This window comes from Paraburkholderia caballeronis (genome assembly GCF_900104845.1).
GTDB classification, from domain to species: Bacteria; Pseudomonadota; Gammaproteobacteria; order Burkholderiales; family Burkholderiaceae; genus Paraburkholderia; species Paraburkholderia caballeronis.
In genome coordinates this window covers 20,219-45,309 of the sequence record NZ_FNSR01000001.1, presented here as the reverse complement: position 1 = coordinate 45,309, position 25,091 = coordinate 20,219, and the positions used below count along the sequence as shown (strand labels likewise).

General features: G+C 69.3%; 23 protein-coding genes. 8 read left to right on the top strand and 15 right to left on the bottom strand.

Annotated features, from left to right (window positions below; all coding sequences use genetic code 11):
* Nucleotides 1-240 precede the first annotated feature (240 nt).
* From BLV92_RS00230 to BLV92_RS00210, 5 genes are all read left to right on the top strand, one after another.
* Nucleotides 241-453, top strand: a complete 213-nt coding sequence (locus BLV92_RS00230; protein WP_090546710.1) for a hypothetical protein — start codon at nt 241-243, stop codon at nt 451-453.
* A gap of 162 nt (nt 454-615) precedes the next feature.
* On the top strand, nt 616-1,641 hold the full coding sequence (locus BLV92_RS00225; protein WP_090541093.1) for a serine/threonine protein kinase: 1,026 nt from the start codon (nt 616-618) through the stop codon (nt 1,639-1,641).
* Nucleotides 1,642-2,016: 375 nt separating this feature from the next.
* Nucleotides 2,017-2,754 carry a PepSY-associated TM helix domain-containing protein gene (locus BLV92_RS00220; RefSeq protein WP_373681805.1) on the top strand — a complete coding sequence of 246 codons (738 nt, stop codon included), beginning with the start codon at nt 2,017-2,019 and terminating at the stop codon, nt 2,752-2,754.
* Nucleotides 2,755-3,039: 285 nt separating this feature from the next.
* Nucleotides 3,040-4,443: an L-lactate MFS transporter gene (locus BLV92_RS00215; protein WP_090541087.1), complete on the top strand. Its 1,404-nt coding sequence runs from the start codon at nt 3,040-3,042 to the stop codon at nt 4,441-4,443.
* Nucleotides 4,444-4,455: 12 nt separating this feature from the next.
* Nucleotides 4,456-4,581 carry an MFS transporter small subunit gene (locus BLV92_RS00210; protein ID WP_090541084.1) on the top strand — a complete coding sequence of 42 codons (126 nt, stop codon included), beginning with the start codon at nt 4,456-4,458 and terminating at the stop codon, nt 4,579-4,581.
* A 200-nt stretch (nt 4,582-4,781) separates the two neighbouring features.
* Here BLV92_RS00210 and BLV92_RS00205 read toward each other — a convergent pair whose 3' ends face one another.
* The 13 genes from BLV92_RS00205 to BLV92_RS00145 all read right to left on the bottom strand — a co-directional run bounded on the left by BLV92_RS00205 (nt 4,782) and on the right by BLV92_RS00145 (nt 19,087).
* A complete protein-coding gene (locus tag BLV92_RS00205; RefSeq protein ID WP_090541082.1) occupies nt 4,782-5,804 on the bottom strand; it encodes an XdhC family protein in 1,023 nt (340 codons plus the stop codon).
* On the bottom strand, nt 5,777-6,421 hold the full coding sequence (locus BLV92_RS00200) for an SRPBCC family protein (protein ID WP_090541079.1): 645 nt from the start codon (nt 6,419-6,421) through the stop codon (nt 5,777-5,779). The genes BLV92_RS00205 and BLV92_RS00200 overlap by 28 nt, the downstream gene beginning before the upstream one ends.
* Nucleotides 6,412-7,695: a vWA domain-containing protein gene (locus BLV92_RS00195; protein WP_090541076.1), complete on the bottom strand. Its 1,284-nt coding sequence runs from the start codon at nt 7,693-7,695 to the stop codon at nt 6,412-6,414. Before BLV92_RS00195 ends, BLV92_RS00200 begins: the two co-directional genes overlap by 10 nt.
* Nucleotides 7,696-7,699: 4 nt before the next feature.
* Nucleotides 7,700-8,599, bottom strand: coding sequence for an AAA family ATPase (locus tag BLV92_RS00190; protein ID WP_090541072.1), 900 nt, complete (start codon nt 8,597-8,599; stop codon nt 7,700-7,702).
* Between the two features lie 98 nt (nt 8,600-8,697).
* The gene (locus BLV92_RS00185) at nt 8,698-9,495 is read right to left on the bottom strand and encodes an FAD binding domain-containing protein (RefSeq protein WP_090541068.1); all 798 of its coding nucleotides are present in this window, start codon (nt 9,493-9,495) and stop codon (nt 8,698-8,700) included.
* A 27-nt stretch (nt 9,496-9,522) separates the two neighbouring features.
* Nucleotides 9,523-11,910 (bottom strand): xanthine dehydrogenase family protein molybdopterin-binding subunit, encoded by a 2,388-nt coding sequence (locus BLV92_RS00180; RefSeq protein WP_090546708.1) that lies wholly within the window; start codon nt 11,908-11,910, stop codon nt 9,523-9,525.
* Nucleotides 11,911-11,921: 11 nt separating this feature from the next.
* On the bottom strand, nt 11,922-12,419 hold the full coding sequence (locus tag BLV92_RS00175) for a (2Fe-2S)-binding protein (RefSeq protein ID WP_090541065.1): 498 nt from the start codon (nt 12,417-12,419) through the stop codon (nt 11,922-11,924).
* Between the two features lie 456 nt (nt 12,420-12,875).
* A complete protein-coding gene (gene bcaP / locus BLV92_RS00170) occupies nt 12,876-14,276 on the bottom strand; it encodes a branched-chain amino acid transporter BcaP (RefSeq protein WP_090541062.1) in 1,401 nt (466 codons plus the stop codon).
* Nucleotides 14,277-14,558: 282 nt separating this feature from the next.
* Complete coding sequence (rqpR, locus tag BLV92_RS00165; RefSeq protein WP_090541060.1) at nt 14,559-15,215, bottom strand: response regulator transcription factor RqpR; 657 nt, start codon at nt 15,213-15,215, stop codon at nt 14,559-14,561.
* Nucleotides 15,212-16,117 carry a sensor histidine kinase gene (locus BLV92_RS00160; protein ID WP_090541057.1) on the bottom strand — a complete coding sequence of 302 codons (906 nt, stop codon included), beginning with the start codon at nt 16,115-16,117 and terminating at the stop codon, nt 15,212-15,214. The genes rqpR and BLV92_RS00160 overlap by 4 nt, the downstream gene beginning before the upstream one ends.
* 382 nt (nt 16,118-16,499) lie before the next feature.
* Nucleotides 16,500-17,270, bottom strand: a complete 771-nt coding sequence (locus tag BLV92_RS00155; RefSeq protein ID WP_090541054.1) for a ferredoxin--NADP reductase — start codon at nt 17,268-17,270, stop codon at nt 16,500-16,502.
* Nucleotides 17,271-17,754: 484 nt separating this feature from the next.
* Nucleotides 17,755-18,552 carry an endonuclease/exonuclease/phosphatase family protein gene (locus BLV92_RS00150; RefSeq protein WP_090541052.1) on the bottom strand — a complete coding sequence of 266 codons (798 nt, stop codon included), beginning with the start codon at nt 18,550-18,552 and terminating at the stop codon, nt 17,755-17,757.
* A gap of 31 nt (nt 18,553-18,583) precedes the next feature.
* A complete protein-coding gene (locus BLV92_RS00145; protein ID WP_090541049.1) occupies nt 18,584-19,087 on the bottom strand; it encodes a hypothetical protein in 504 nt (167 codons plus the stop codon).
* 379 nt (nt 19,088-19,466) lie between these two features.
* On the opposite strand from BLV92_RS00145, the gene BLV92_RS00140 reads away from it, so the two are divergent.
* Together BLV92_RS00140 and BLV92_RS00135 are read left to right on the top strand one after the other, a co-directional pair.
* Nucleotides 19,467-20,573 (top strand): NAD(P)/FAD-dependent oxidoreductase, encoded by a 1,107-nt coding sequence (locus tag BLV92_RS00140; protein ID WP_090541046.1) that lies wholly within the window; start codon nt 19,467-19,469, stop codon nt 20,571-20,573.
* Nucleotides 20,574-20,696: 123 nt separating this feature from the next.
* Nucleotides 20,697-21,008 (top strand): high-potential iron-sulfur protein, encoded by a 312-nt coding sequence (locus BLV92_RS00135; protein WP_090541043.1) that lies wholly within the window; start codon nt 20,697-20,699, stop codon nt 21,006-21,008.
* A 32-nt stretch (nt 21,009-21,040) separates the two neighbouring features.
* On the opposite strand, the gene BLV92_RS00130 is transcribed toward BLV92_RS00135, so the two are convergent.
* Entirely contained in the window at nt 21,041-22,537 is a 1,497-nt protein-coding gene (locus tag BLV92_RS00130; RefSeq protein ID WP_090541040.1) for an amidase, read from the bottom strand.
* Nucleotides 22,538-22,703: 166 nt separating this feature from the next.
* Entirely contained in the window at nt 22,704-23,402 is a 699-nt protein-coding gene (locus BLV92_RS00125; protein WP_090541035.1) for a dienelactone hydrolase family protein, read from the bottom strand.
* Nucleotides 23,403-23,647: 245 nt separating this feature from the next.
* On the opposite strand from BLV92_RS00125, the gene BLV92_RS00120 reads away from it, so the two are divergent.
* Nucleotides 23,648-24,766 carry an NAD(P)H-dependent flavin oxidoreductase gene (locus BLV92_RS00120; RefSeq protein ID WP_090541033.1) on the top strand — a complete coding sequence of 373 codons (1,119 nt, stop codon included), beginning with the start codon at nt 23,648-23,650 and terminating at the stop codon, nt 24,764-24,766.
* Nucleotides 24,767-25,091 lie beyond the last annotated feature (325 nt).

Here is a 25,091-nt window from a genome sequence, read left to right as displayed (position 1 = left end):
ACAATTGTCGCTGAAACTATGTGTCGGTCGTGTTGCGTTTTTTTTGCTTTGCTCGAACACGTAAAACGGCAACAATGCATGAAACGGCGTGTCCGCGACCTGCCGATCGCGGCGCGGCGGGCGATGCCGGCGGGCATTGCTTCGGTGTACGCGCAACTGCGAGCGCGCTGCGTTTTTGCCACCACTTACTTTGACCGGCGTTCCATTCGTTCGAAGCCGGCACAGGAACGGGGAAACATCATGCAAATCGGTTCTATTGTCCGCACCGTGCACATCGCCGTGCCTCATGGCGCGCGCGGCATCGTGATGCGTATTCTGGGCGACATGGCCATGGTTACGTGGTATGCCGGCGAACCCGGCGTGTCGGCCCAACTGAATACCGAGCCCTTTTTTCTGGAAGACCTGATCGACACCGGCGAGCAGGTGCGGCCCGCGAGCGCCCAGGTTCACTGACAGAGCGTTTTTCTCCCCCTGCTGCCGGTCCCGCGCGGCAGGCTCCGGGGCGCGCGGCACCGCGCCGCCCCGATCGTCAGCACGCGTCTCCCGCGACGCCGCGCGTGGGCCGTGTGCACGCTTCGGCTCGCCGATTCCCCGCCCGCGATGCACAATGCGGGAATGAACCACGATCTCTCCTCCGAGCCCGCCGATCCGGCTGCGGCTCCGTACGCGCGCCTCACGCCCGAATGCGTGCTCGATGCGCTCGACGGCGTGCTGATGCCGGCTGGCCGCCGTACCGACGGCCGCCTGCTCGCGCTCAACAGCTACGAAAACCGCGTGTACCAGGTCGGCGTCGAGGACGGGCCGCCGGTGGTCGCGAAGTTCTATCGGCCCGAGCGGTGGTCTGACGAGGCGATCCTCGAAGAGCATGCGTTCGTCGCGGAACTGGCGGCGCGCGAGATTCCCGCGGTGCCGGCGCTCGAATTGGAAGGCCGCACGCTGAACACGTTCGACGGTTACCGCTTCGCGGTGTTCGAGCGGCGCGGCGGCCGCGCGCCGGACCTCGACCGCAGCGACACGCTCGAATGGCTCGGCCGCTTCATCGGCCGGATTCACGCGGTCGGCGCGACGCAGCCGTACCTCGCGCGCCCGGCGCTCGATATCCGGACGTTCGGCTACGAGCCGCGCGACTTCCTGCTCGAACACGGTTTCGTGCCGGCCGATGTGCGCACCGCGTGGCAGGCGGCGGTGACGCTCGCGCTGCAAGGCGTCGAGGACGCGTTCGCGCGCGCGGGCGACGTGCGTTCGCTGCGGCTGCATGGCGACTGCCATCCGAGCAACGTGCTGTGGACCGACGCCGGCCCGCACTTCGTCGATTTCGACGACAGCCGGATGGGGCCGGCGATCCAGGACCTGTGGCTGCTGCTGCCGGGCGAACGCGCGGCGGCGTCGCGCGCGTTGACCGACCTGCTCGCCGGTTATGAGGACTTCTGCGAATTCGAGCCGCGCGAACTGCATCTGGTCGAGGCGTTGCGCACGCTGCGGCTGATCCACTATTCGGCGTGGCTCGCGCGGCGCTGGCATGACCCGGCGTTTCCGGCCGCGTTTCCGTGGTTCAACACGCAGCGCTACTGGGAAGACCGCATCCTCGAACTGCGCGAGCAGATCGGCGCGATGCAGGAAGGGCCGCTGTGGCCGGTGTGACGCGGCTTGTTATGGCGTTGCGCGTTCCTGTTGCGGCGTCCGCTCCGGCATATCGCACACGCCGCACGATTGAGAAAACCTTTCAGTTGTGTAATGATTGGCGCGTTTTTGCGCAAGCCGCTGCTTCGTCCATGCGAACGTCAGCGGTTTTTGCGTAAGCAAGCCATAGCCAGCCTGTCGTTCCCGGTGCTTTCTGCCGGCGGGCGCACGCCAGCCGGCGCAGACGGGTCGCCGCGAACGCCGCGCGCTTCTTCCAGCACGCACGGCGTTTCGCTTCGCACCCGTTGCCCATCCGCCCATCCCTGTTTGCCGGCCGCCCGGCGTTTCGTCCACGCGGCCGCCCGGCCGTGCCTGGAGTTTGCCGTGAATGTCCGTCTGAACGAGCCCGAACGGGCCGATGCCGCATTGCCCGAAACCATCGAGCCTGTCAGCGCGGCCGCCGCGCAGCATGCGCGCGCGCGTCTCGACGAAGCCGCGCTGGCCGCGCGCCGGCACCGTTCGCGCCGCGCCACCTTCATCAAGTGGCTGCGCAAGGTGCACGGCTGGGTCGGCCTGTGGGGCGCGGTGCTCGGGCTGCTGTTCGGCGTGACCGGCTTCCTGCTGAACCATCGCGCGGGGCCGATGAAGATCCCGACCGGCGAACCGCAGGTCGAGCAGATGCAGGTCGCCTTGCCCGCCGAGCGCCCCGCGTCGCCGCAGCAGATGATGCGCTGGCTGCAACGCGAACTGCGCTTCGACGGCCGGCCGGGACGCGTGCGCCGCGAAGCGGCGCATCCGGTCGCGTGGGGCGAGCGCAGCGTCGTTCAGCCGGAGTTCTGGCAGATGAGTCTTGCCGGACCGGCGCAGAGCCTTCAGGCCGAATACTGGGTCGGCAACGGTTACGTGTCGGTCAAGCGGATGGAGAGTTCGTTCCTCGGCACGCTGAACAACCTGCATCGCGGCGTCGGGCTCGGCATCGGCTGGGTGCTGCTGATCGATACGATCGCCGGCAGTCTCATTCTGCTGTCGCTGACCGGCGTGTTGTTGTGGACGGAACTGAACCGCCGCCGCACCATCGGCGTCGTGCTGGTGCTGGGTTCCATCGGCGCCGCGCTCGTCGCGGGCCTTGCCTGACGCGTGCGTTTCCGCTTCCGTCTCTCTCCTTCATGGGGCGCGTCGCGCCCCATATGCATTTCTGTCTCATATTGCCAACGGTCGCCGGGCGCACTAACGTTCGGGACATCCGGATTTTTCCGGTGAAGTAAATGCGTCATACGGTCGCCGCTGCGCAGCCCCGCGCGAGTGACCCGGACGCAGTCGTGCGCGATGCGCGGGGAACGCGTCGCGTGCGGCAGGATCACGGCGCGCGCAGCCCCCGTTCGCGTTGTATTGGCAAGCCACAGAAAGGAGACACACAACATGAGCAGCGTAGCGGACTCATCGCGCGGACCCCGTTCCGCGCCCTTCTTCTCGAAGGAGGCCACCATCGCGCCACCCGGTTTTTCCCGCTGGATGGTGCCGCCCGCCGCGCTCGCGGTACACCTGTGCATCGGCCAGGCGTACGCGTTTTCGGTATTCAACGCGCCGCTCACGAAAGTGATCGGCATCACCCAGTCCGCCGCTGACGACTGGTCGCTGACGACGCTCGGCTGGATCTTCTCGCTTGCCATCGTCTGCCTCGGCCTGTCCGCGGCGTTCGGCGGCAAGTGGCTCGAACGCGTCGGCCCGCGCCGCACGATGTTCACCGCCGCATGCTGCTTCGGCGGCGGTTTCCTCGTGTCCGCGCTCGGCGTGTGGATGCATCAGATCTGGCTGCTGTATCTCGGTTACGGCGTAATCGGCGGGATCGGCCTCGGCCTCGGTTACGTGTCGCCGGTGTCGACGCTGATCCGCTGGTTTCCGGACCGCCGCGGGATGGCGACCGGCCTCGCGATCATGGGCTTCGGCGGCGGCGCGATGATCGCCGCGCCGCTGTCCGTGATGCTGATGAAGCACTTCCAGAGCGCCACCAGCATCGGCGTCGCGGAAACGTTTGTCGTGCTCGGCATCGCCTACTTCATCTCGATGACCATCGGCTCGCTCGCGATCCGCGTGCCGGCGCCGGACTGGAAGCCGGCGGGCTGGACGCCGCCCGCGACCACGCAGAAAAAGCTTGTGTCGAGCAACCATGTCCACATCGACCAGGCGCTGAAGACGCCGCAGTTCTACCTGATCTGGCTCGTGCTGTTCCTGAACGTGACGGCCGGCATCGGCATTCTCGGCCAGGCGTCGGTGATGATCCAGGAGAGCTTCAAGGGCAGCGTCAGCGCCGCCGCGGCCGCGGGTTTCGTCGGGCTGCTGTCGCTGTTCAACATGGGCGGCCGCTTCGTGTGGGCGTCCGCGTCGGACTGGGTCGGCCGCAAGAACACGTATTTCATCTTCTTCGCGCTCGGCGCGCTGCTGTACTACGGGGTGCCGCACTTCGCGCAGGGCGGCACCATCGTGTTGTTCGTGCTCGCGTACTGCGTGATCCTGTCGATGTACGGCGGCGGCTTTTCGACCGTGCCCGCGTATCTCGCGGACATGTTCGGCACCGCGTATGTCGGCGGCATCCACGGTCGTCTGCTGACCGCGTGGGCGGCGGCGGGCGTCGCGGGTCCGGTGCTCGTCAACTACGTGCGCGCGTATGAAGTCGCGAACGGCGTGGTCGGCGCGGACGCGTACACGATGACCGTCCACATCATGGCGGTGCTGCTGGTGATCGGGTTCGTGTGCAACCTGCTCGTATCGCGCGTGAACGAAAAGCACCACATGACCGAGTCGCAGCTTGCGGCCGGCAAATAACGGGAGACGACCATGAGTACCGTCGAAACGAAATCGTCGAACAAGGCGCTGCTTGCGGTGTTCTGGCTGTACGTGCTGGTGCCGCTCGTGTGGGGCGTCGCGAACACGCTGATCCAGGCGGGCAAGCTGTTCAACTGAAGTGAAGCGTCGCGCGGCCGGCGGGCGCCGCCTGCCGGCCGCGCGTGAAGCGGCTGTTTCCGCTGCGCGATCGCTGTTCGTACCGATGGGCGAGTACGCGTCGCCGGCCGCGGCGACTATCGGCGCGACCGCCGCTGCGGGCCTCTCTGCATCTGGCGTTCGATGCTGCCGTCACCGGCAGCGATCAACCAGGACCCCGCTCACACGCGGCAAGCCGATTCCCCGCTCGCCGCGACCTCCCGCGCCGCTTTCGCGCCTTCCACCTGAAGGATCGTCGGCAGCGACACGCCGTTCTTCGCGGCGGTCACTTCCGCGAGGATCGACACCGCGATCTCCGGCGGCGTGCGGCTGCCGATGTAGATGCCGACCGGCCCATGCAGGCGCGCCAGTTCGGCTTCCGAAAGATCGAATTCCTTCAGCCGTTCGCGCCGCGCCGCGTTGTTGCGCCGCGAGCCGAGCGCGCCGACGTAGAACGCCGGCGTCTTCAACGCTTCCATCAGCGCGAGGTCGTCGAGCTTCGGATCGTGCGTGAGCGCGATCACCGCGCAGCGTTCGTCGAGCTTCATGTCGAGCACGGTGTCGTCCGGCATCGTGCGTACGAGCGTCGTGCCGGGCACGTCCCATACGTCGGTGTATTCCTCGCGCGGATCGCAGACGGTCACCTGATAGTCGAGCCCGACCGCGATCTGGCACAGGTAGCGCGACAACTGCCCCGCGCCGATCACGAGCATCCGGTAGCGCGGGCCGTGGATCGTCAAGAGGCGCTCGTCGTCGAAATAGACGCCGTCGGTCGCGCGCGCGGGGCCGAGCGTCGCCGCGCCGGTGTGCATGTCGAGCGTGCGCGCGACCAGTTCGCCGTGACTCACCGTCTCGTACAGCGCGCGGATGCCGCTCTGCGGCGTCAGCGGTTCGAGCACGAGCTGGATCGTGCCGCCGCACGGCAAGCCGAAACGATGCGCCTCCTCGGCCGTGATCCCGTATTTCACCGCTTCCGGCCTTTGCTGCTCGATGCCTGCGCGGCGCACGCGATCGATCAGATCGTCCTCGATGCAGCCGCCCGACACCGAGCCGACGACGAGGCCGTCGTCGCGCACGACGAGCATCGCGCCTTCCGGACGCGGCGACGAGCCCCACGTCTTCACCACCGTCACCAGCAGTGCGCGGTGACCTTCGTCGAGCCAGCGGGCGCTGGATTTCAGGACTTCGAGATCCACGCTGTCCATGATCGTTTCCTCCTTTGCTGCCCGTCGCCGGATGCGTCTCCGTCGGCGGTCGTTTCGTTCCGCGCCGCGCCGTTTCCGGCGGCGTCGGCCGCGGTTGCTGTCGGGGTGTCCGGCGCTGCGCCGGAACGGCCGGCGTCGTCGGCGACTTCCGCTGCGCCGCCGGGCTGCTCGCCGAAGCGTCTGAAGAACTCGCGCGCGAGCTTGCACGTCGCGTCGCGCCGTCGACGAGCCGCGCCGTCGACGAGCCGCGAGCCGATCTGCGCGAGCTTGCCGCCGACCTGCGCGCTCGCCGCGTAAGACCGCTTCGTTGCCGCGTCGCCGTCCGGTTCGAGCGTCACGCGCGCGTGGCCCTTGCCGAAGCCCGCCGCGCCGCCCTGTCCTTCGAACACGATGGTGTACGCGCGCGGCGCGTCGACGTCGGTCAGCCGCATGCGCCCGTTGAAGCGCGCCTTCACCGGGCCGACCGATGCGCTCATCGACAGCGCGTAGGCGTTGCCGCCTTCGGCCTCGATGCTGTCGCAGCCCGGGATCGACGCCCGCAGGATGGTCGTGTCGTTCAGCGCGTCCCATGCGCGCTGTTGCGGGACCGGCAGCGTGCAGCTTTCGGTCAGTTCCATCGGGCTGCTCCTCGAACGACCGGCGCGGCGTCCGATGACGCGACGGCCGTGCGCGGCTTCACCGCGAGCGGCGCGTCGCCGAGGCTTCGGCCGAACGCTTCGAGGCTGTCGAGATTATGTACCGGACAATGAAAATCGACATGGGGCAGCATCGCCTGCACGCCGCGCGCCTTCGGCGCGAAGTCGCGATAGCGCAGCAGCGGGTTGAGCCACACGACGCGATGCGCGAAGCGGTGCAGCCGCGCCATCTCGGCCGCGAGCGTGTCGCCGGCGTCGTGGTCGAGGCCGTCGGTGACGATCAGCGCGGTCGCCCGGCCGTTCAGCACACGACGCGCCCAGCGCCGGTTGAACTCCGCGAGCGTCGCGCCGATCCGCGTGCCGCCGGACCAGTCCGCGACCTGCGCGGCCAGTTGCGCGATCGCGATGTCGGGATCGCGCTCGCGCAGCGCGCGGGTCGCGTGCGTGAGGCGCGTGCCGAACAGGAACACCTGCAGGCGCTCGCGCGATTGCAGCAGCGCGTGGCAGTAGTACAGCACCGCGCGCGAATAGCTGCTCATCGAGCCGGAGATGTCGAGCAGCAGCACGAGCGGCGGCTTGCGCTCGACCGGCGCGCGATATTTCCACACGGTCCAGTCGCCGCCCGAACGCACCGCTTCACGCGCGCTCGCGCGCAGATCCGCGTGCGCGCCGCGCGCCGCTGCCTTCAGCCGCCGCGTGCGCTCGGTGGCGAGCGGCTGCCGGCGACGGCGGATCAGATGGCGCAGCGCACGCCACTCGTCGGCGCTCAGCGTGTCGAAGTCGCGGTGCCGCAGGCGTTCGTCGGCGCTGAACGTCGCGTGCGCGCGCAGTTCGTGCTCTTCGCGCGCTGCCGGCTGCTGCGCGCCGTTACGTTCCGGCGCGCGCGCGGCGAGCGCATCCGCAAGCCGGTTGCCGCGGCGCGGCGGCGGCATGCCGGCTTTCACCTTCGGCAGCAGCAGCGCGCGCAGCTTGCCTTCCCAGTCCGGATCGCGCCAGAACACGTCGAACGCCGCGTCGAACAGTTCGCGTTCGTCGGGCGCGGACGTCAGCAGCGCGGCGAGCGCCGCGCGCACGTCGTCGCGGCGCGCGAGGTCGACGAAGCCGAGTGCGTCGATCGCATCGGCCGCCTGCGCGGGTGACATCGGCAGCCCCGCGCCGCGCAGCACGCGCACGAAATGCACGACGTTGCGCGCGATCACCGGCAGGCCGGCGGCGGTCGGCGGAGCGGCTTCGGCGGCTTCGGCGGCGGGTTTCATCGCGCTAGTCCGCGACCGCGAGGCATTCGGCGATCCGCTGCGCGTCGAGTTGCGCAAGGTCGTCCTGATACTTGAGCAGCACGCCGAGCGTGTCCTGCACCGACTGCGGATCGAGTTCCGCGACCGACAGCGCGGCGAGCGCGCGGCACCAGTCGATCGTCTCCGCGATGCCCGGCGCCTTGAACAGGTCCATGGTTCGCAGCCGGTGCACGAAATCGACCGCGCGCCGTTGCAGGTCGGCGCTCGTCTCCGGCGCGCGCGCGGCGACGATCGTCAGTTCGCGCGCGCGGTCCGGATAACCGAGCCACTGGTACAGACAGCGCCGCTTCAACGCGTCGTGCACTTCGCGCGTGCGGTTCGACGTAATCACGACGAGCGGCGGCCGGGCCGCGCGCACGGTGCCGTACTCGGGAATCGACACCTGGAAATCCGAAAGAAGCTCCAGCAGGAACGCCTCGAACGGCTCGTCCGCGCGGTCGATCTCGTCGATCAGCAGCACGCGGCGGCCGTCCGGTTGCTGCGGATCGGGCAGCAGCGCCTGCAACAGCGGGCGCTTCAGCAGGAATTCGTCGCGATACAGCGTGTCGTTGGTCGGCGCTTCGCCCGTCGCGTTGCCGGTCGCTTCCGCGAGCCGCAGCGCCATGATCTGCCGCGGGTAGTCCCACTCGTACAGCGCGCTCGCGGTATCGAGTCCTTCGTAGCATTGCAGCCGCAGCAGCGGCGTGCCGAGCCACTGCGCGGCCGCCTTCGCGAGTTCGGTCTTGCCGACGCCCGGCTCGCCTTCGACGAACAGCGGCCGCTCCAGCTTCAGCGCGAGAAACAGCGCGGTCGCCAGTTCGCGGCTCGCGAAGTAGCCGTGCGCTTCGAGTTGACGGACGGTGTCGTCGATCGACGCGGGTTGCATGGGATTCCCGATGATTCGTGCAGGCTTGCGGCGCGGCGGGAACGGAAACGGCGGCGCGCGATCCGCCGCGCCGCCTTCACGCGTTCGCGCCGGTGCCGCTAACCGTTCGCGTGCGCGACCGCGCGCGCCGCGAGCACCGGAATCAGATGCGCGCGATACGCGGCGCTCGCGTGCATGTCGGTGTTCAGGTCGTCGGCCGCGATCGTAACCGTGCGCGCGGCTTCGGGGGTGAAGTTCGCGGCGAGCGCGGTTTCGAGGGCGGCCGCGCGGAACACCGACGCCGCCGCGCCCGTCACCGCGACGCGCACGCCGTCCGCGGACCTCGCGACGAACACGCCGGCCAGCGCGAAGTGCGACGCCGGATTCCTGAACTTCTCGTACGCGGCGCGCTCCGGCACCGGGAACTCGACTGCGACGATCAGTTCGTCCGGTTCGAGCGCGGTCTCGTACAGGCCGACGAAAAACGCATCCGCGCCGAGGCGGCGGCGGTCGGTGACGACCGTCGCGTTCAGCGCGAGCAGCGCGGCCGGATAGTCGGCGGCCGGGTCGTCGTTCGCGATCGAGCCGCCGAGCGTGCCGAGCGCGCGCACCTGGCGGTCGCCGATGCTGCCGGCCAGTTGCGCGAGCGCGGGCAGCACGCGCTGGATCTGCGCGTGTTCCGCGACGTCCGCATGGCAGACCGCCGCGCCGACCGTCACGGTCTTCGGATCGACCGCGATCTGCCTGAGCGCGGGAATGCGCGTGACGTCCACCAACGCGGACGGCTGCGCGAGCCGCAGCCGCATCGTCGGCAGCAGGCTCTGGCCGCCGCCGAGATACTTCGCATCCGGCGTCGCGCCGAGCGTGCTGACCGCGTGTTGCGCGTCGTCCGCGCGCCGGTAGTCGAACGAGTACATGAGCGTGTCTCCTTCGGGTCTCTTCCGTTATGCGGACGCCGGTTGCGCGGCGCGGATCGCCGACCAGATCCGGTGCGGCGTCGCGGGCATCTGCAGATCCTTCACGCCGAGCGGCGCGAGCGCGTCGAGCAGCGCGTTGATGACGGCCGGCGGCGAGCCGATCGCGCCGGCCTCGCCGCAGCCCTTCACGCCGAGCGGGTTGTGCGTGCACGGCGTGCCTTTCGCGGTCTCGACGGTGAAGTCCGGCAGGTCGGACGCGCGCGGCATCGCGTAGTCCATGTACGAGCCGGACAGCAACTGGCCGCTGTCGTTGTCGTACACGCAGCGTTCCAGCAGCGCCTGGCCGATTCCCTGGCCGAGGCCGCCGTGCACCTGGCCTTCGACGATCATCGGATTGATGACGTTGCCGAAGTCGTCGACGGCGGTGAAGCGGTCGATGCGCGTCTCGCCGGTGTCCGGGTCCACCTCGATCTCGCAGAGGTACGCGCCGGACGGATAGGTGAAGTTGGTCGGATCGTAGAACGCGCTTTCGTCGAGGCCCGGTTCGAGCGTCTCCAGCGGATAGTTGTGCGGCACGTATGCGGTCAGCGCGATCTCGGCGAACGTCTTCGTGCGGTCGGTGCCGGCCACGCGGAACACGCCGTCGGCGAACTCGATGTCGTCCGCGCCCGCTTCGAGCAGATGCGCGGCGATCTTTTTCGCCTTCGCCTCGATCTTGTCGAGCGCCTTCATGATGGCCGAGCCGCCGACCGCGATCGAACGCGACCCGTAGGTGCCCATCCCGAACGGGATGCGGCCGGTGTCGCCGTGCACGATCTCGACCTGCTCGATCGGTACGCCGAGCCGGTCCGCGACGACCTGCGCGAACGTCGTCTCGTGGCCCTGGCCGTGGCTGTGCGAGCCGGTGAACACGGTGACCGAGCCGGTCGGGTTCACGCGCACCTCGCCCGCTTCGAACAGGCCCGCGCGCGCGCCGAGCGCGCCCGCGATGTTCGACGGCGCGAGTCCGCACGCCTCGATGTAGCACGAGTAACCGAGCCCGCGCAGCAGGCCATGCTGCCTCGACGTTTCGCGCCGCGCGGGAAAGCCTTCGACGTCCGCGAGCTGCATCGCGCGCGCGAGGCACGCTTCGTAGTCGCCGGTGTCGTAGGTGAGGCCGACCGGCGTTGCATACGGGAACGTCGTGATGAAGTTGCGGCGGCGGATCCCGGCCGGATCGAGGTTCATCTCGCGCGCGGCGGTTTCGACGAGCCGTTCGACCACATAGGTCGCCTCGGGGCGGCCCGCGCCCCGGTACGCATCGACCGGCACCGTGTTCGTGAACACCGCCTTCACTTCCGCGTAGATGGCGGGCGTCGCGTACTGGCCCGCGAGCAGCGTCGCGTACAGGATCGTCGGCACGCTCGACGAGAACGTCGACAGATACGCGCCCATGTTCGCGATCGTATGCACGCGCATCGCGAGGAACCGGCCGTTCGCGTCGAGCGCGAGTTCGGCCTTCGTCACGTGGTCGCGGCCGTGGGCGTCGGACAGGAACGACTCCGAGCGTTCGGCCGTCCACTTGACCGGCCGGCGGATCTTCTTCGACGCCCACGTGAGCGCGACGTCCTCCGCGTACAGGAAGATCTTCGAGCCGAAACCGCCGCCGACGTCCGGCGCGATCACGCGCAGCTTCGTCTCCGGCAGCGACAGCACGAACGCCGCCATCAGCAGACGCTCGACGTGCGGGTTCTGGTTCGCGACGTAGACCGTGTAGCTGTCGTCCTGCGGCGCGTAACTCGCGTTCACCGCGCGCGGCTCGATCGCGTTCGGCACGAGGCGGTTGTTCACGATGTCGAGCGTCGTCACGTGCGCGGCCTTCGCGAACGCGGCGTCGGTCGCGGCCTTGTCGCCGTGGCCCCATGTGTAGCAGGTGTTGTCCGGCACGTCGTCGTGCACGGCGGGCTGGCCGGCGTCGGCCGCGTGCGCGGTGTCGATCGCGGCCGGCAGTTCGTCGTAGTCGACTTCGATCAGTTCGGCGGCGTCCTTCGCCGCCTTCACCGATTCCGCGATCACGAGCGCGACCTGGTCGCCGACGTGGCGCACCTTGTCGTGCGCGATCACCGGATGCGGCGGCTCGCGCATCGGCGAGCCGTCGATGCTGTGGATCAGCCAGCCGCACGGCAGGCCGCCGACGTGCTCCGCCGCGAGGTCCGCGCCGGTGAACACCGCGACGACGCCGGGCGACGCTTTCGCGGCCGCGGTGTCGATGCGGGCGATTCTTGCGTGCGCGTACGGCGAGCGCACGAACACGGCCCACGTTTGATGCGGCAGTACGACGTCGTCCGTGTACTGGCCCGCGCCGGTCAGGAAACGGTAGTCCTCCTTGCGCTTCACGGAGGCGCCGATCATCCGATGCTGTTCGGGTGCGTTCATGGTCGCCTCCGTCACGCGTGCGCGGCGGTGGCGTTCGCGCACGCGCGCGTTTCGGCGGCGCCCGCGAGCACGGCTTTCACGATGTTGTGATAGCCGGTACAGCGGCACAGGTTGCCGTCGAGGCCGGCGCGCACGTCCGCTTCGGTGAGGTCAGGATGGCCGGCCGCGAGTGCGGTGGCGCTCATCACCATGCCGGGTGTGCAGAACCCGCATTGCAGCCCGTGGCAGTCGCGGAACGCGGCCTGCATCGGATGCAGTTCGCCGTGGTGCGCGAGCCCTTCGATCGTCGTGACGCTTGCGCCGTCGCACTGCACCGCGAGCCGGTTGCACGACTTGATTGCGCGGCCGTCCAGATGGACCGTGCATGCGCCGCACTGCGCCGTGTCGCAGCCGACGTGCGTGCCGGTTAGGCGTAGCTGTTCGCGCAGGAACTGGACCAGAAGGGTGTGGGGTTCGACCTCGGCGGTTACGGGCTGGCCGTTGACCGTGAGGCGGATGCTTATCGCCATTGTCTGTCTCCTGTCGACCCGAGTTAGCGCTTTAGCGCTTACTCGGGTCCCATGCAGAGCTGTCGACCCGAGTTAGCGCTCCGGCACTGACTCCGATCCCCTGCAAGATGGTTGCCATGGGGTAGAGACCGGCCTGGGCCCGCACACGTGATTGCCCCGAGATTGCCGTTTGCTACTCTTCTCCCGTCCGCGACTGGCGGCGCACGACGGCCTTTTGGCGGGGCTGTCGAGGAGAAGCGGGGGCGAGGGTCCGGCTGGTGCTTTCGTGTATTTACGGGTGATGCTCGGGACAGTAAAGCACAAATCGCCGGTTTGCGCTGTGCGGGGTTTTCCCCGCCGGAGCGGGAATCGCGGCCCGCGCGCGCCATGAAAAACGGCCCGTCCCCCGCGAGGGACTGGCCGTTCAGCCGGCGCTCCGGAACGCCCGCTATCGAGCGATGAACGCTGGCCGCAGCGTTACTGCGCGTTGCGCGCGAGCCGCGAGTGATGACGCGAGTAGCCGAAGTAGATGACCATGCCGATCACGAGCCACGCGACGAACGCGATCCACGTGATCGGTTGCAGGTTCACCATCAGGAACAGGCACGACGCGACCGCGAGCACCGGCACGACCGGCACGCCGGGGCAGCGGAACGCGCGCGGCAGGTCCGGATGCGTGCGGCGCAGGATCAGCACGGCGATCGACACCATCGAAAACGCGGCGAGCGTGCCGATGTTGATCAGTTCCGCGAGCACGTTGAGCGGCACGAGCGCGCCGATCAGGCCGAAGAACAGGCCGACGATCCACGTCGTCAGGAACGGCGTCGCGAAGCGCGGATGCACGCGCGACAGCACGGCGGGCAGCAGCCCGTCGCGCGACATCGCGAAGATGATGCGGGTCTGGCCGTAGCTCATCACGAGGATCACGGTCAGCATGCCGAGCACCGCGCCGAGGTCGATGAAGCCGGCGACCCACGGCTGGCCCGCGACCTGCAGCGCGAACGACACCGGGTGCGCGACGTTCGCGAATTTCGGCGACGGCACGATGCCGGTGACGACCGCGGCGACCGCGACGTACAGCACCGCGCAGACCGCGAGCGACGCGATGATGCCGACCGGCAGGTCGCGTTTCGGGTTCTTCACCTCTTCGGCCGCCGACGACACCGAGTCGAAGCCGATGAACGCGAAGAACATCACCGCCGCCGCGCCGAACACGCCGTTCCAGCCGTTCGGCATGAACGGATGCCAGTTGGCGGGCTGCACGTGGAACGCGCCGACCGCGATCACCAGCAGCACGACGACCACCTTGATCGCCACCATGATGTTGTTCACGCGGGTCGATTCGCGCACGCCGACCGACAGCAGCGCGGTGATCCCCATCATCACGAGGAACGCGGGCAGGTTGAACAGCGTGTGGGTGCCGGGCAGCGCGCCGGGCGCGGCGCTGAGCGCGGCCGGCAGCGAGATGCCGAAGCCCGACAGCAGCGACTGCAGATAACCGGACCAGCCGACCGACACGGCCGACGTCGCGAGCCCGTATTCGAGCATCAGGTCCCAGCCGATCACCCAAGCGGCGAGTTCGCCGAGCGTCGCGTACGAGTACGTGTAGATCGAGCCGGCGACCGGGATCGTCGACGCGAATTCCGCATAGGCGAGCGCCGCGAAGCAGCACGCGACCGCCGCGATCAGGAACGCGACCATCAGCGCGGGGCCGGCCTGCACGGCGCCGGTGCCGGTCAGCACGAAGATGCCGGTGCCGATGATCGCGCCGATGCCGAGGAACGTGAGGTCGAGCGCGCCGAGCGCCTTCTTGAGGCCGGCGCTTTGCGCGCTCGCCTGCAGCATGTGCTCGATGTTCTTCTTGCGGAAAAGGGACATGGGGGACGAACTCCTGGAACACACGCGGGATCGCCCTCGAAACCCGCGCGCCGAACTATCGGAAAACCCGAAATTTTAGCGGAAGTGGGGTTCGCGCCAGGCGCGGGAGGGACGGGAAGCCACGGGGGGCGGCGGACAATCCTGCCGCAAAGCAACAGGGGCGCGCGCGATCCTTGCCGGCGGCGCGGCGATCGGCGGGGTTCCTTGCTAAATCGGACGCCCGCCGCGTGAAAGCACGCCTGTTCGCCTTTTTCCTGCGGCCGGGCGAGCCGGCCGCGCGGATCAGGCGGTCATCGCGGGGTTCAGGTCGATCAGACGGTTGCTCATCACGTAGAAGGTCAGCTCCGCGTTGTTGCTGAGCTTCATCTTTTCGAGCACGCGCGTCCGGTAGACGCTCACCGTCTTGACCGACAGCGACAGCGTGCGCGCGATGTCGGTCAGCCGCTGGCCGGATGCGAGCATGCACAGCGTCTGGTACTCGCGGTCGGACAGCTTTTCGTGCGGCAACTGCTCGCCGTCCACCGACACGTAGTCGGCGAGCGCCTCGGCCATCGCCGGGCTCACGTACTTGCGGCCGCCGGCGACCTGCTGGATCGCGGCGATCATCCCGGCGGCGTCGACCGTCTTCGACAGATAACCGGCTGCGCCCGCCTTCAGCGCGCGGACCGCGTACTGGTCCTCGCGGTACATCGAGAACATCAGCACCGGGATGCGCGGCGCCTTGCGCTTCATCCGCTTCAGCACCTCGACGCCGTTCATGTCGGGTAGCGAGATGTCGAGCAGCACCACGTCGCACGCGTGCTGCGCGACGGCGGCGAGCCCTTCCGCGCCGGTCTGCGCCTCGGTCACCTCGGACGCGATGCCGCGATCGAGCAGCAACTGGCGCACGCCCTGGCGCACGACCGCATGGTCATCGACGAGCAGGATGCGCGGGCTCATGACGGCTGGCCTCGCGTGTCGTCGAGCGGGCGCGTCGCGGCTGCGCCGGCCAGCGCGTCCCATGCGAAGCGGGCGCGCACCGTGGTGCCGTGGCGCGCGTCGGCGTGCGGGTCGTCCGCGCGCGCGGACACGATCCGCAGCGCGCCGCCGAACGCGCGGCAGCGCTCGCGCATGCCGGCGACGCCGTAGTGGCCGGCGCGGCGGCGCGCGCCGCGCGGCATGCCGACGCCGTCGTCGGCGACGGTGAGCGTGAGCGCCTGCGGCGTGCAGTCGAGGCGGACGTCGGCGCCGGTCGCGCGCGCGTGGCGCGCGACGTTCGCGAGCGCCTCCTGCGCGACGCGGAACACGGCCAGCGCGGCGTCGTCGGGCAGGCGGGCGAGCCGCCCGTCGGCCGCGCAGACGAAGCTGGTGCGCAGGCCGGTGCGCGCGCCGAAGTCGCGGATCCAGCCGGACAACGTGCGCACGAGGCCCGCGTCGAGGCGCGGCGCGTAGAGGTCGGCGAGCACTTCGCGCGTCGCGTTGCACGCGGCGTCGAGCGAGCGCTGCACGAGCGCGAGCGCGTCTTCGCATTGCGGCGGCGCGTCGGCGGGCAGCCACGTGCGGACATTGGCCAGAGCAAAACGGGTGGCGGCGAGTTCGGCGCCGACGCAGTCGTGCAGCTCGCGCGCGAGGCGCTGGCGCGCGGCTTCGTCCGCATCGACGGGACGCGCGGACAGTGCGGCGACTTGTCGCTGGAGCCGGTCGATCTCGCGGGCGAACGCGAGCGCCTGAGGGTCGCCTATCGTCGGGACCGCGGCGCCGGCGGCCAGGCCGCCAGCCGGCAGGGCGCGTTCTCCGCGCCTGCGGTGGCCGTGACGGCCGCGCGCACGCGCGTTGATCGTGACCACAATCGACGAATCCATCCCAACCCCCGTAGCAGAACCGGTCTTGTGCGCACCGGGTCGGTGGTGACGGACAACGCCGACAAACACGCCCGGAGCGAGTAACGAAATTTACATTCTGTAACAACCTGGCCGCTCCGCGGCCCGGTGGACCGGGTCAGAGCGTACTGCGCCGCGATGATATCGCAAAATTGTGAAATGCCATCTAACCCAATACTGACAGGCAATGAACCGGTCATCGGAAGGGGCCTGCAGCAGATTTTGTGTGGGAAAAATCCGACAAGTAAGTCGGAAAAACCGCCGGATGAAATTGTAACGGCGCGCCGCGGCCTAAGTCCCGGCGGCCAAAAAAAACCGGAGCGCGAGGCTCCGGTTTTTCGGGAAGGCGAGACCGCGGGGCGCGTCAGCCGACGAACGCCTTTTCGATCACGTAATGACCCGGCTCGTTGTTGCTGCCTTCCTTGAAGCCGAGCCCGTCGAGCAGCTCGCGCGTGTCGCGCAGCATGTGCGGGCTGCCGCACAGCATCACGCGGTCGTTTTCGAGCGAGAACGGCGGCACGTTCAGGTCCTCGAACAGCTTCTTCGTCTCGATCAGGTCGGTGATGCGGCCCTTGTTGTCGAACGCTTCGCGCGTGACGGTCGGGTAATAGACCAGCTTTTCGCGGACGATCTCGCCGAGGTACTCGTGATTGCGCAGGTCCTCGCTGATGAACTCCTTGTACGCGAGTTCGTCGACGAAACGGCACGTGTGCGTGAGCACGACCTTCTCGTAGCGATCGTAGATGTCCGGGTCCTTGATGATCGACATGAACGGCGCGAGGCCCGTGCCGGTGGACAGCAGCCACAGCGTCTTGCCCGGCAGCAGGTTGTCGGCCATCAGCGTGCCGGTCGGCTTCTTGCCGATCAGCACCTTGTCGCCGACCTTCAGGTGTTGCAGGCGCGACGTGAGCGGACCGTCCTGCACCTTGATGCTGAGGAATTCGAGGTGCTCTTCGTAGTTCGCGCTCGCCATGCTGTACGCGCGGATCAGCGGCTTGCCGTCCACTTCGAGGCCGACCATCGTGAACTGGCCGTTCTCGAAACGCAGGGCGGCGTCGCGCGTGCAGGTGAAGGTGAACAGCGTGTCGGTCCAGTGGTGGACGCTGAGGACGGTTTCGGTGGTGAGTTTGCTCATGGTTCCTGGATGTGCAATACAAGGGCCGCCAGACCAGTGCGCCGGCCGGCACGGCAATCGCGCTGCGCTGTCCCGCTCGCCGTGAACGAGCGCAATCCGCCATTTTAACGCGCCCGCCGCCCGTGGGCCGCGGCGTGCCTTCGGGAGAGGACCGGCGGTTGTCCGGTTGCGGCGGTCTGCTGGCTCCTGCCTCTTCGTGCGGGCGGGAAAGGCTGGCGTCGGCGGAAGCGGCGGGATAGCGGGATAACGCGCTACTTCGCGAAATCCTGCGAGCCCCTGACGGGACCCGGCGCGAGGCCCGCGCGGGGCGGGCCGGTGCTGCAGGCTGTGCACGCTCGTCTGGCGGACCTCGCCGGGCGTGCGCATGCATGTGATCCGGCGAGATGATACCGGATCGCCCGCCGCGGCGCAGCAATTGCCCCTGTCGCCGGGAGGCCGGCGGCGGACCCCGGCGCCGGGGCGGACCGCCCGCAGCGGAAACCGGTTATTCCACCCTGAGCCGCGCGATGTACGGCAGATGGTCGGACAGCCAAGCGGTTTCCTGCGCGGGCTGGATCCATTCGACCGGCTCCATTCCGCGCACGAACATCTTGTCGAGCGCGAGCGCGGGCGAGAACGCCGGGAACGTGCGCGCGGGCTCGCCGAGCAGCGTCGCGACTTCCTGCAACCCGTGCTCCGCGAAGATCGGCACCGAGTCGTTGCGCCAGTCGTTGAAGTCGCCGGCGAGCACGAGCGGGCCTTGCGGCGCTTCCTTCGCGATCCAGTGCGCGATCCACTGCATCTGCCTCATGCGCGCGCTGCGGGTCAGCGCGAGGTGCGCGCACAGCAGCGTGACCGCGCGGCCGCCGAACGACGCGCGCGCGACCAGCAGGCCGCGCCGCTCGAAGCGGTGAGCGGAGATGTCCCAGCGGCCGCCGAGGTCCAGCGGATGCGGCGACAGGATCGCGTTGCCGTGCCGCCACGACGGCTTGAACACGTTCGGGCCGAGCGCGATCTGCAGTTGCAGCGACTGCGCGATCTCGGTGGCCTGGCAGTGCCAGACGTCTTCGGCCGGATCGCCGAGCGGCGCGCCGAAGCTCGATTCGAGCACCGGCGACGGCAGCCGGCGCGCCATCGCTTCCTGCAGGAAATAGGCGTCCGCGTGGATCGACTGGACCCAGCGCTGCATCGCCTGCCACGCCTGAAAGCCGAGCGGCGAGCGGCCCTTGTGCAGGTTCCAGCTCACCGCGATGAATTCGTTGCTGTGCGACGTGTCGATCAGGGGTTCGTCCGGGTTTCGCATGCGTATTGTTCGCGTTGTGAGGCGCCGCCGTTCACTGTCCCGAGGACGACGACGGCGCGAGGCCCGCGCGCACCCGGTACGCGAGCGACGGATCTTTTTCGACGATCTGCCAGGTCACCCACTCGCCGGCGGGCACGCTCAGCCCCGGGTGGCTGGCGTTGACCTGGCGCGGCTGCGGCGGCAGCCCGCAGCCTTGCGGAGTCTGTTGCGGGTCGTTCTCTTCGAGCGTTTCCTGCGCGTCGATCGCGAGCGTGACCACGGTCGCGTTCGCCTGCGTCGGCGACACGGTCAGCGTGCGCGACAGGTCGATGTCGCCGCCCGGCTGGTTCAGGCAGCCGACGCCGTGCGCCACGACGTGATGATGCGTATCGGTATGCGCCTGGCCGACCGTCGTCGTGCTTTCGAACGAATCGATCTGCTGACCGTCGCGGATCACCTGGAGCGTCCACTGCACGGACGGTTGCGCGCCGGTCTGCGCGTGGGCGCACGCGGCGGCGGCGAACAGTACGGCGGCAACGCGGTGTTTCCAGGCCATGTCGGGCGGGTTCCTTTCGGGGGATGCCCAGCGGGCGCGGCGCGTCCCAGGGGCGGGCCGGCGCGGGCGTCGGGCAGGATTATCCGGACCTTCGATCCTATACCGGTATCACGGATGCTGTCCGCAACAGATCGTTTCCGTAGCTGGGGACGGCGCCGCGACCGTTCAACCGCCGCGCGCTGGCCGATTGTTGAGCGCGCCGCAACGGAGCCTTCCGGCGGCGTCCGTGCGGCGGTTTGCGGGTCCGCGGCATTCGGCGCTGCGTGCGTGTGCTCACCTTGGCGCGCGATTGCGCGTCGTACAATGGCCGATCCAGACAGCGGCACGGTTCGAGGTGCGCAACGGCGCGCCGGCCGGGCCGCCACGGCGGATACCCGACATGGACGAGATCGAATGTGTAGTGATCGGCGCGGGCGTGGTCGGGCTCGCGGTGGCCCGGGCGCTCGCGGCGCGCGGCCGCGAGGTGATCGTGCTCGAAGCGGCCGATGCGATCGGCACCGGCACCAGCTCGCGCAACAGCGAGGTCATTCACGCCGGGCTCTACTATCCGCGCGGGTCGCTGAAGGCGACGCTGTGCGTGCGCGGCCGCGAGCTGCTGTACGAATTCTGCGCGTCGCATAACGTCCCGCACCGGCGCTGCGGCAAGCTGCTGGTCGCGACCGCGCGCGACCAGATCCCTCAACTCGAAAGCATCCTCACGCGCGGCCGCGAAAACGGCGTGTTCGATCTCACGCGGATCAGCGCGGCCGAGGCGCAGGCGCTCGAACCGGCGCTCGAATGCGTGGAGGCGGTGTATTCGCCGCAGACCGGGATCGTCGACAGCCATCAACTGATGCTCGCGTTGCAGGGCGATGCCGAGCGCGACGGCGCGGTGGTCGCGCTGCAGTCGCCGGTCGAATCGATCGACGCGGGCAACGGCTACTTCGTCGTGCATGTCGGCGGCGCCGCGCCGACCGACATCCGCGCGTCGTGCGTGATCAACAGCGCGGGCCTTTACGCGAACGCGCTCGCGCGGCGCGTCCGCGGCCTCGACGTGCGCCACGTGCCGCCGCTCTTTCTCGCGCGCGGCAGCTACTTCAGCGTGTCGGGCCGCGCGCCGTTCTCGCGGCTCATCTATCCGATGCCGAGCGAGGCGGGCCTCGGCGTGCACCTGACCATCGACCTCGGTGGCCAGGCGCGGTTCGGCCCGGACGTCGAATGGGTCGACACGATCGGCTACGACGTCGATCCGCATCGCGCGGACAGCTTCTACGCGCAGATTCGCCGCTACTGGCCAGGCCTGCCGGACCACGCGCTGCAGCCCGCGTATTCGGGCATCCGTCCGAAGCTGTCCGGACCCGGCGAGCCGGCCGCCGACTTCATGATCCAGGGCGCGGCCGCGCACGGCGTGCGGGGGCTCGTGAATCTGTTCGGCATCGAATCGCCGGGACTCACCGCGTCGCTCGCGATCGCGCAGCGGGTCTGCGAAGTCGCCGGCCACGCGTGACGCGCGCCGACGATCCGGTTCGGTTATCCCCGGGATCGCACCGGCACAGGTAGGGCTTCGTTGCTATGCTTGCGGGGCGCTGTCGCCAGAACAGCGTTTCCCCACAAACAGGAGCGAGTCCCCATGAAAACAACCCGCCGCAGCTTTCTGATCACGAGCCTTGGCGTCGCTTCGTCCCTCGCGCTGTCGCGTCAGGCGTTCGCGGACGCGCCGAAGGTCGCCGACTCGGACCCGACCGCGCAGGCGCTCGGCTACAAGTCCGACGCGACCCAGGTGGACAAGGCGAAATATGCGAAGTACACGGCCGGCGAGACGTGCAGCAACTGCCAGTTCTATCAGGGCAAGCCGACCGACGCGTTCGCGCCGTGCCCGATGTTCGGCGGCAAGCAGGTGTCCGGCAAGGGCTGGTGCAGCGCCTATACGAAGAAGGCCTGAGCACTGTTCCTCCCGCCCCCCGGCGCGCGCTGTCAGGCGCGTGCCGACAGTAGCGGCGGCCGCCGGCCGAACCACGGCCGCGCCGCCTCCAGCTGACTGGCCAGCCGAAGCAGCAGCGCGTCGTTGCCCTCGCGGGCCGCGAACTGCACGCCGACCGGCAGGCCGCGCGCATTCCACCACAGCGGCACCGACATCGCCGGCTGTCCGGTCAGATTGAACAGCTCCGTGCAGCCCGCCCACGCGAACGCCTTGTTCGACGCTTCGGTCAGCAGCCTTCGCATCAACGCCTCCATCGGCAGCGCGGTGACCGCGTGCATCTGCAGCCGTTCGGCCTGCGTCGGCCGCAACTCGCCGATCTTCACCGGCGCGGCGGCGAGCGTCGCGCACAGCAGCGCGTCGTAGCGCGTCATCAGGTCGGCGAACTGCGTGGTGATGCGCCGCTGCGTGTCGAGCGCGGCCGGCAACTCGCGCTCGCCGAGCTTGCGGCCGATATGCGCGAGCGCCCACGTCGCGACTTCGAACTCGCGGCGGCGCGGGCGATGGCCGGATAGATCGGCCGCGTTCAGCACGTATTGCTCGGCGACCACCGACCACAGCATCAGGAACGCTTCGCGCGCCTGCGCGAAGTCGATCGACAGGCTGACCGGCTCGATCCGGTGGCCGAGCGATTCCGCGAGCGCGGCCGCGTCGTCGAGCGCGGCGCGCACGTCGGCGGACAGCGACCCGGCGAACATCGGATCGGTGACGAAGGCGATCGTCAGCGGCTTGCACGGCTCGGCCGCCGCCGCGAGGAAGGTGCCGGGCGAGCCGGGCGCGAGTCCGGGGTCGCCGGTCAGCAGGTCGAGCATCAGCGCGCTGTCGCGCACGCTGCGCGATACCGCGAGATCGACGCCGAGCGCGCCGGGCGGCGGCGGCGGGTTGCCCGGCGTCTGCCGCGAGCGCGACGGCTTCAGCCCGAACAGCCCGCAGCACGACGCCGGAATCCGGATCGAGCCGCCGCCGTCCGACGCGTGCGCGAGCGGCACGATGCCGGCCGCGACCGACGCGGCCGCGCCGCCGCTCGATCCGCCGGGCGTGTGATCGAGGTTCCACGGATTGCGGCACGGGCCGAACAGTTCGGGCTCGGTGTACGGCATCTGGCCGAGTTCCGGCGTGCTGGTCTTGCCGAAGATGTTGAGGCCCGCGTCGCGGATGCGCGTGACGACCGGCGCATCCGCGGTCGGCACGAAGTGGCGGTAGTGGCGGCTGCCGAGCGTCATCGGCAGTCCGGCGACCGGCGCGCCGAGGTCTTTCACCAGAAACGGCACGCCGGCGAGCGGGCCGGGCGCGAGCGCGTCCGCGCCGTCGCCGTTGCGCGCCGCGCGCCGGCGCGCGGCGTCGTAGTCCTTCAGCACGAGCGCGTTGATCGCCGGGTTCACCGCTTCCGCGCGCGCGATCGCGGTGTCGAGCAGTTCGCGCGCGCTGGCTTCGCGCGACTTCACGAGTTCGGCGAGGCCGATCGCGTCGTAGGACAGGTAGTCGGACTGCACGGCGGCGGCCTCCCGTTCGCGGCGGGTTATCTATCGGAATCGGATCGTGGCGGCGGCGCGGGACGCATGACGGTCCCGCGCCGCGCGTCCGCCTATGCTACCGGCGAACGTCGGGAGGGACGCGCGCCGCGCGCAACGCGGCGGCGCGTGTCCGTGGCGGCGGAAATTACAGATGATCGGCGAGGAACGTCAGCGTGCGGCCGTGCGCGAGCGCCGATGCGTGCTGGTTGTACGACGCGCGCACCGAGCAGTTGAAGCCGTGGTCCGCGTTCGGATACAGATGGAATTCGGCATTGTCGCGGCCCGCGAACCGCTCCTTCACCTCGCCGACCGCCGACAGCGGAATGCCGTGGTCGAGTTCGGCGTAGTGGAACTGGATCGGCACCTTCACCTTGTCCGCGACGTCGAGCTGGTTCTGGATGCCGCCGCCGTAGTACGTGACCGCCGCGTCGACCGAGCCTTCGGCCGCCGCGAGATACGCGAGCCGGCCGCCGAAGCAGTAGCCGATCGCCGCGATCTTGCCGTTCACCTCGGGACGCTGGCGCAGCGCCGCCGCCGCCGAACCGATGTCCTGCACCGCGAGCTGCACGTCGGTCTTCTGCAGCAGTTCGATGCCCTTGTCGCGGTCCGCGCCGACGTAGCCGAGTTCGACGCGCGGCTGGGTGCGCCAGAAGATGTCCGGCGCGAGCGCGACGTAGCCGTCGAGCGCGTATTGCTCGGTGACGTCGCGGATGTGGCCGTTCACGCCGAAGATCTCCTGAATGATGATGATGCCGGGACCCTTGCCGCCCTTCGGCAGCGCCAGATAACCGCCGAAGCTGTCATTGCCGGCCGGAATGTCGATCCACTGGGACGTCACGCTCACGTTGCTCTCCTTCGTTCACTGGTCTGATCTGCCCGGCTGGCGGTGCCGCCGGATCGGGGCAGCCAGTTTGCCATACACCTTGTGTGCAATGCAGCGCGTCGCCGTTCTCGCAAGCGGATCGTAACCATCTTGATTATTCATTTTTCGGGCCTCGCGGGCTCCGTTACAGTCGAAACCGGCTGCGGCTGCGGCTGCTTTGCGGGCAGCCGGCCTGTTTCAAGTGATCCGTGCAGGGGACTTTCGCCATGACTTCCGCTTTTGCGTCGAACGCCGCGCCGCGCTTCGCGACGCCGTTCACCACCCGTTTCAACCTGCGCCTGCCGGTCGTGCAGGCGCCGATGGCTGGCGGCCCGACGTCGCCGGCGCTCGTCGCGGCCGTCGCGAACGCGGGTGCGCTCGGTTTTCTCGCCGCTGCCCCGTTCGCGCCGGACAAGATCGCGAGCGAGGTCGCCGCGATCCGCGCGCTGACGGACCGGCCGTTCGGCGTGAACCTGTTCGTGCTCGATCCGGCGCAGCCGGACGAAGCGGTCGTGCGCTGCGCGCTGGCGGCGATCGATCCGCTGCGCGCGCGCTTCGGCCTGCCGCCCGGCCAGCCGCTGCCGCGCTATGCGCCGGACTTCCGCGCGCAACTCGACATGCTGGTGGAACTGCGGCTGCCGGTCGTCAGCTTCACGTTCGGCGTGTTGCCGGCGGACGACGTCGCGCGGCTGAAGGCGGCGGGCAGCTACGTGATCGGCACCGCGACGCACGTGGCCGAGGGGATCGCATGGCGCGACGCGGGCGCCGACGCGATCGCCGCGCAAGGCTCGGAGGCGGGCGCGCATCGCGGCACGTTCATCGGCGCGCCGGAACATGCGCTCGTCGGCACGGTGGCGCTGGTGCCGCAACTCGTCGACGCGACCGGGCTGCCGGTGCTGGCGGCGGGCGGCATCATGGACGGCCGCGGCGTCGCGGCCGCGCTCGCGCTCGGCGCGCAGGCCGCCGTGCTGGGCACGGCGTTCCTGACCTGTGCGGAGAGCGCGATACCGGCCGACTGGAAGGCGCGGGTGCGCGCGTCGTCGGACACCGCGACGTCGGTCACGCGCGCGATCACCGGGCGTCACGCGCGCGGGATCCGCAATCCGCTGATGGAGCATCTGGAACGACGCGCCGACGACGTCGCGCCGTATCCGGTGCAGAACGCGCTGACGCAGGAACTGCGGCAGAACGCGTCGCGCGCGAACGACGGCGATTACCTGTCGCTGTGGTCCGGGCAGGGTGCGCCGCTCGGCCGCGGGCGCGACGCGGGGATCGGCGCGGCGGCGCTTGTCGATGCGCTCGAACGCGAGTTGCATGCGGTGCTGGCGGGGTTGCCGCGGAGCTAGTCGACTGCGGCGGAACATGGTGCGGGCGGAGCGGGAGCGGCGCGAAGCCGCGCCGTCCGGCGATCTTCTCCGGCCGCCATCATCGTCGCGACGAAGCGCGGGAAAAGGGACAGGGACGCCCGCACGCCGCGCGTCCCGGCCACCGTCCCTGGATGTTCTCTCTAAATAGCGCGGGCGAGTCTCTCCCCGACCTCGTTCGCGGCTTTTGCCCAGCCAACCTAACCCTTTGCCGCACAACGTTTTACGCCGCAAAAGCCCCGCTGGACGGCCTTTTGCGCAATCTCCATTGGTACTCACACCAATATCTGAAAAAAGTCCCCCAAAT

Coding starts and splice junctions, on each gene's coding strand:
- BLV92_RS00230 (WP_090546710.1), top strand. CDS start 241: ATGCAAATCGGTTCTATTGTCCGCACCGTGCACATCGCCGTGCCTCAT.
- BLV92_RS00225 (WP_090541093.1), top strand. CDS start 616: ATGAACCACGATCTCTCCTCCGAGCCCGCCGATCCGGCTGCGGCTCCG.
- BLV92_RS00215 (WP_090541087.1), top strand. CDS start 3,040: ATGAGCAGCGTAGCGGACTCATCGCGCGGACCCCGTTCCGCGCCCTTC.
- BLV92_RS00210 (WP_090541084.1), top strand. CDS start 4,456: ATGAGTACCGTCGAAACGAAATCGTCGAACAAGGCGCTGCTTGCGGTG.
- BLV92_RS00205 (WP_090541082.1), bottom strand. CDS start 5,804: ATGGACAGCGTGGATCTCGAAGTCCTGAAATCCAGCGCCCGCTGGCTC.
- BLV92_RS00200 (WP_090541079.1), bottom strand. CDS start 6,421: ATGGAACTGACCGAAAGCTGCACGCTGCCGGTCCCGCAACAGCGCGCA.
- BLV92_RS00195 (WP_090541076.1), bottom strand. CDS start 7,695: ATGAAACCCGCCGCCGAAGCCGCCGAAGCCGCTCCGCCGACCGCCGCC.
- BLV92_RS00190 (WP_090541072.1), bottom strand. CDS start 8,599: ATGCAACCCGCGTCGATCGACGACACCGTCCGTCAACTCGAAGCGCAC.
- BLV92_RS00185 (WP_090541068.1), bottom strand. CDS start 9,495: ATGTACTCGTTCGACTACCGGCGCGCGGACGACGCGCAACACGCGGTC.
- BLV92_RS00180 (WP_090546708.1), bottom strand. CDS start 11,910: ATGAACGCACCCGAACAGCATCGGATGATCGGCGCCTCCGTGAAGCGC.
- BLV92_RS00175 (WP_090541065.1), bottom strand. CDS start 12,419: ATGGCGATAAGCATCCGCCTCACGGTCAACGGCCAGCCCGTAACCGCC.
- bcaP (WP_090541062.1), bottom strand. CDS start 14,276: ATGTCCCTTTTCCGCAAGAAGAACATCGAGCACATGCTGCAGGCGAGC.
- rqpR (WP_090541060.1), bottom strand. CDS start 15,215: ATGAGCCCGCGCATCCTGCTCGTCGATGACCATGCGGTCGTGCGCCAG.
- BLV92_RS00160 (WP_090541057.1), bottom strand. CDS start 16,117: ATGGATTCGTCGATTGTGGTCACGATCAACGCGCGTGCGCGCGGCCGT.
- BLV92_RS00155 (WP_090541054.1), bottom strand. CDS start 17,270: ATGAGCAAACTCACCACCGAAACCGTCCTCAGCGTCCACCACTGGACC.
- BLV92_RS00150 (WP_090541052.1), bottom strand. CDS start 18,552: ATGCGAAACCCGGACGAACCCCTGATCGACACGTCGCACAGCAACGAA.
- BLV92_RS00145 (WP_090541049.1), bottom strand. CDS start 19,087: ATGGCCTGGAAACACCGCGTTGCCGCCGTACTGTTCGCCGCCGCCGCG.
- BLV92_RS00140 (WP_090541046.1), top strand. CDS start 19,467: ATGGACGAGATCGAATGTGTAGTGATCGGCGCGGGCGTGGTCGGGCTC.
- BLV92_RS00135 (WP_090541043.1), top strand. CDS start 20,697: ATGAAAACAACCCGCCGCAGCTTTCTGATCACGAGCCTTGGCGTCGCT.
- BLV92_RS00120 (WP_090541033.1), top strand. CDS start 23,648: ATGACTTCCGCTTTTGCGTCGAACGCCGCGCCGCGCTTCGCGACGCCG.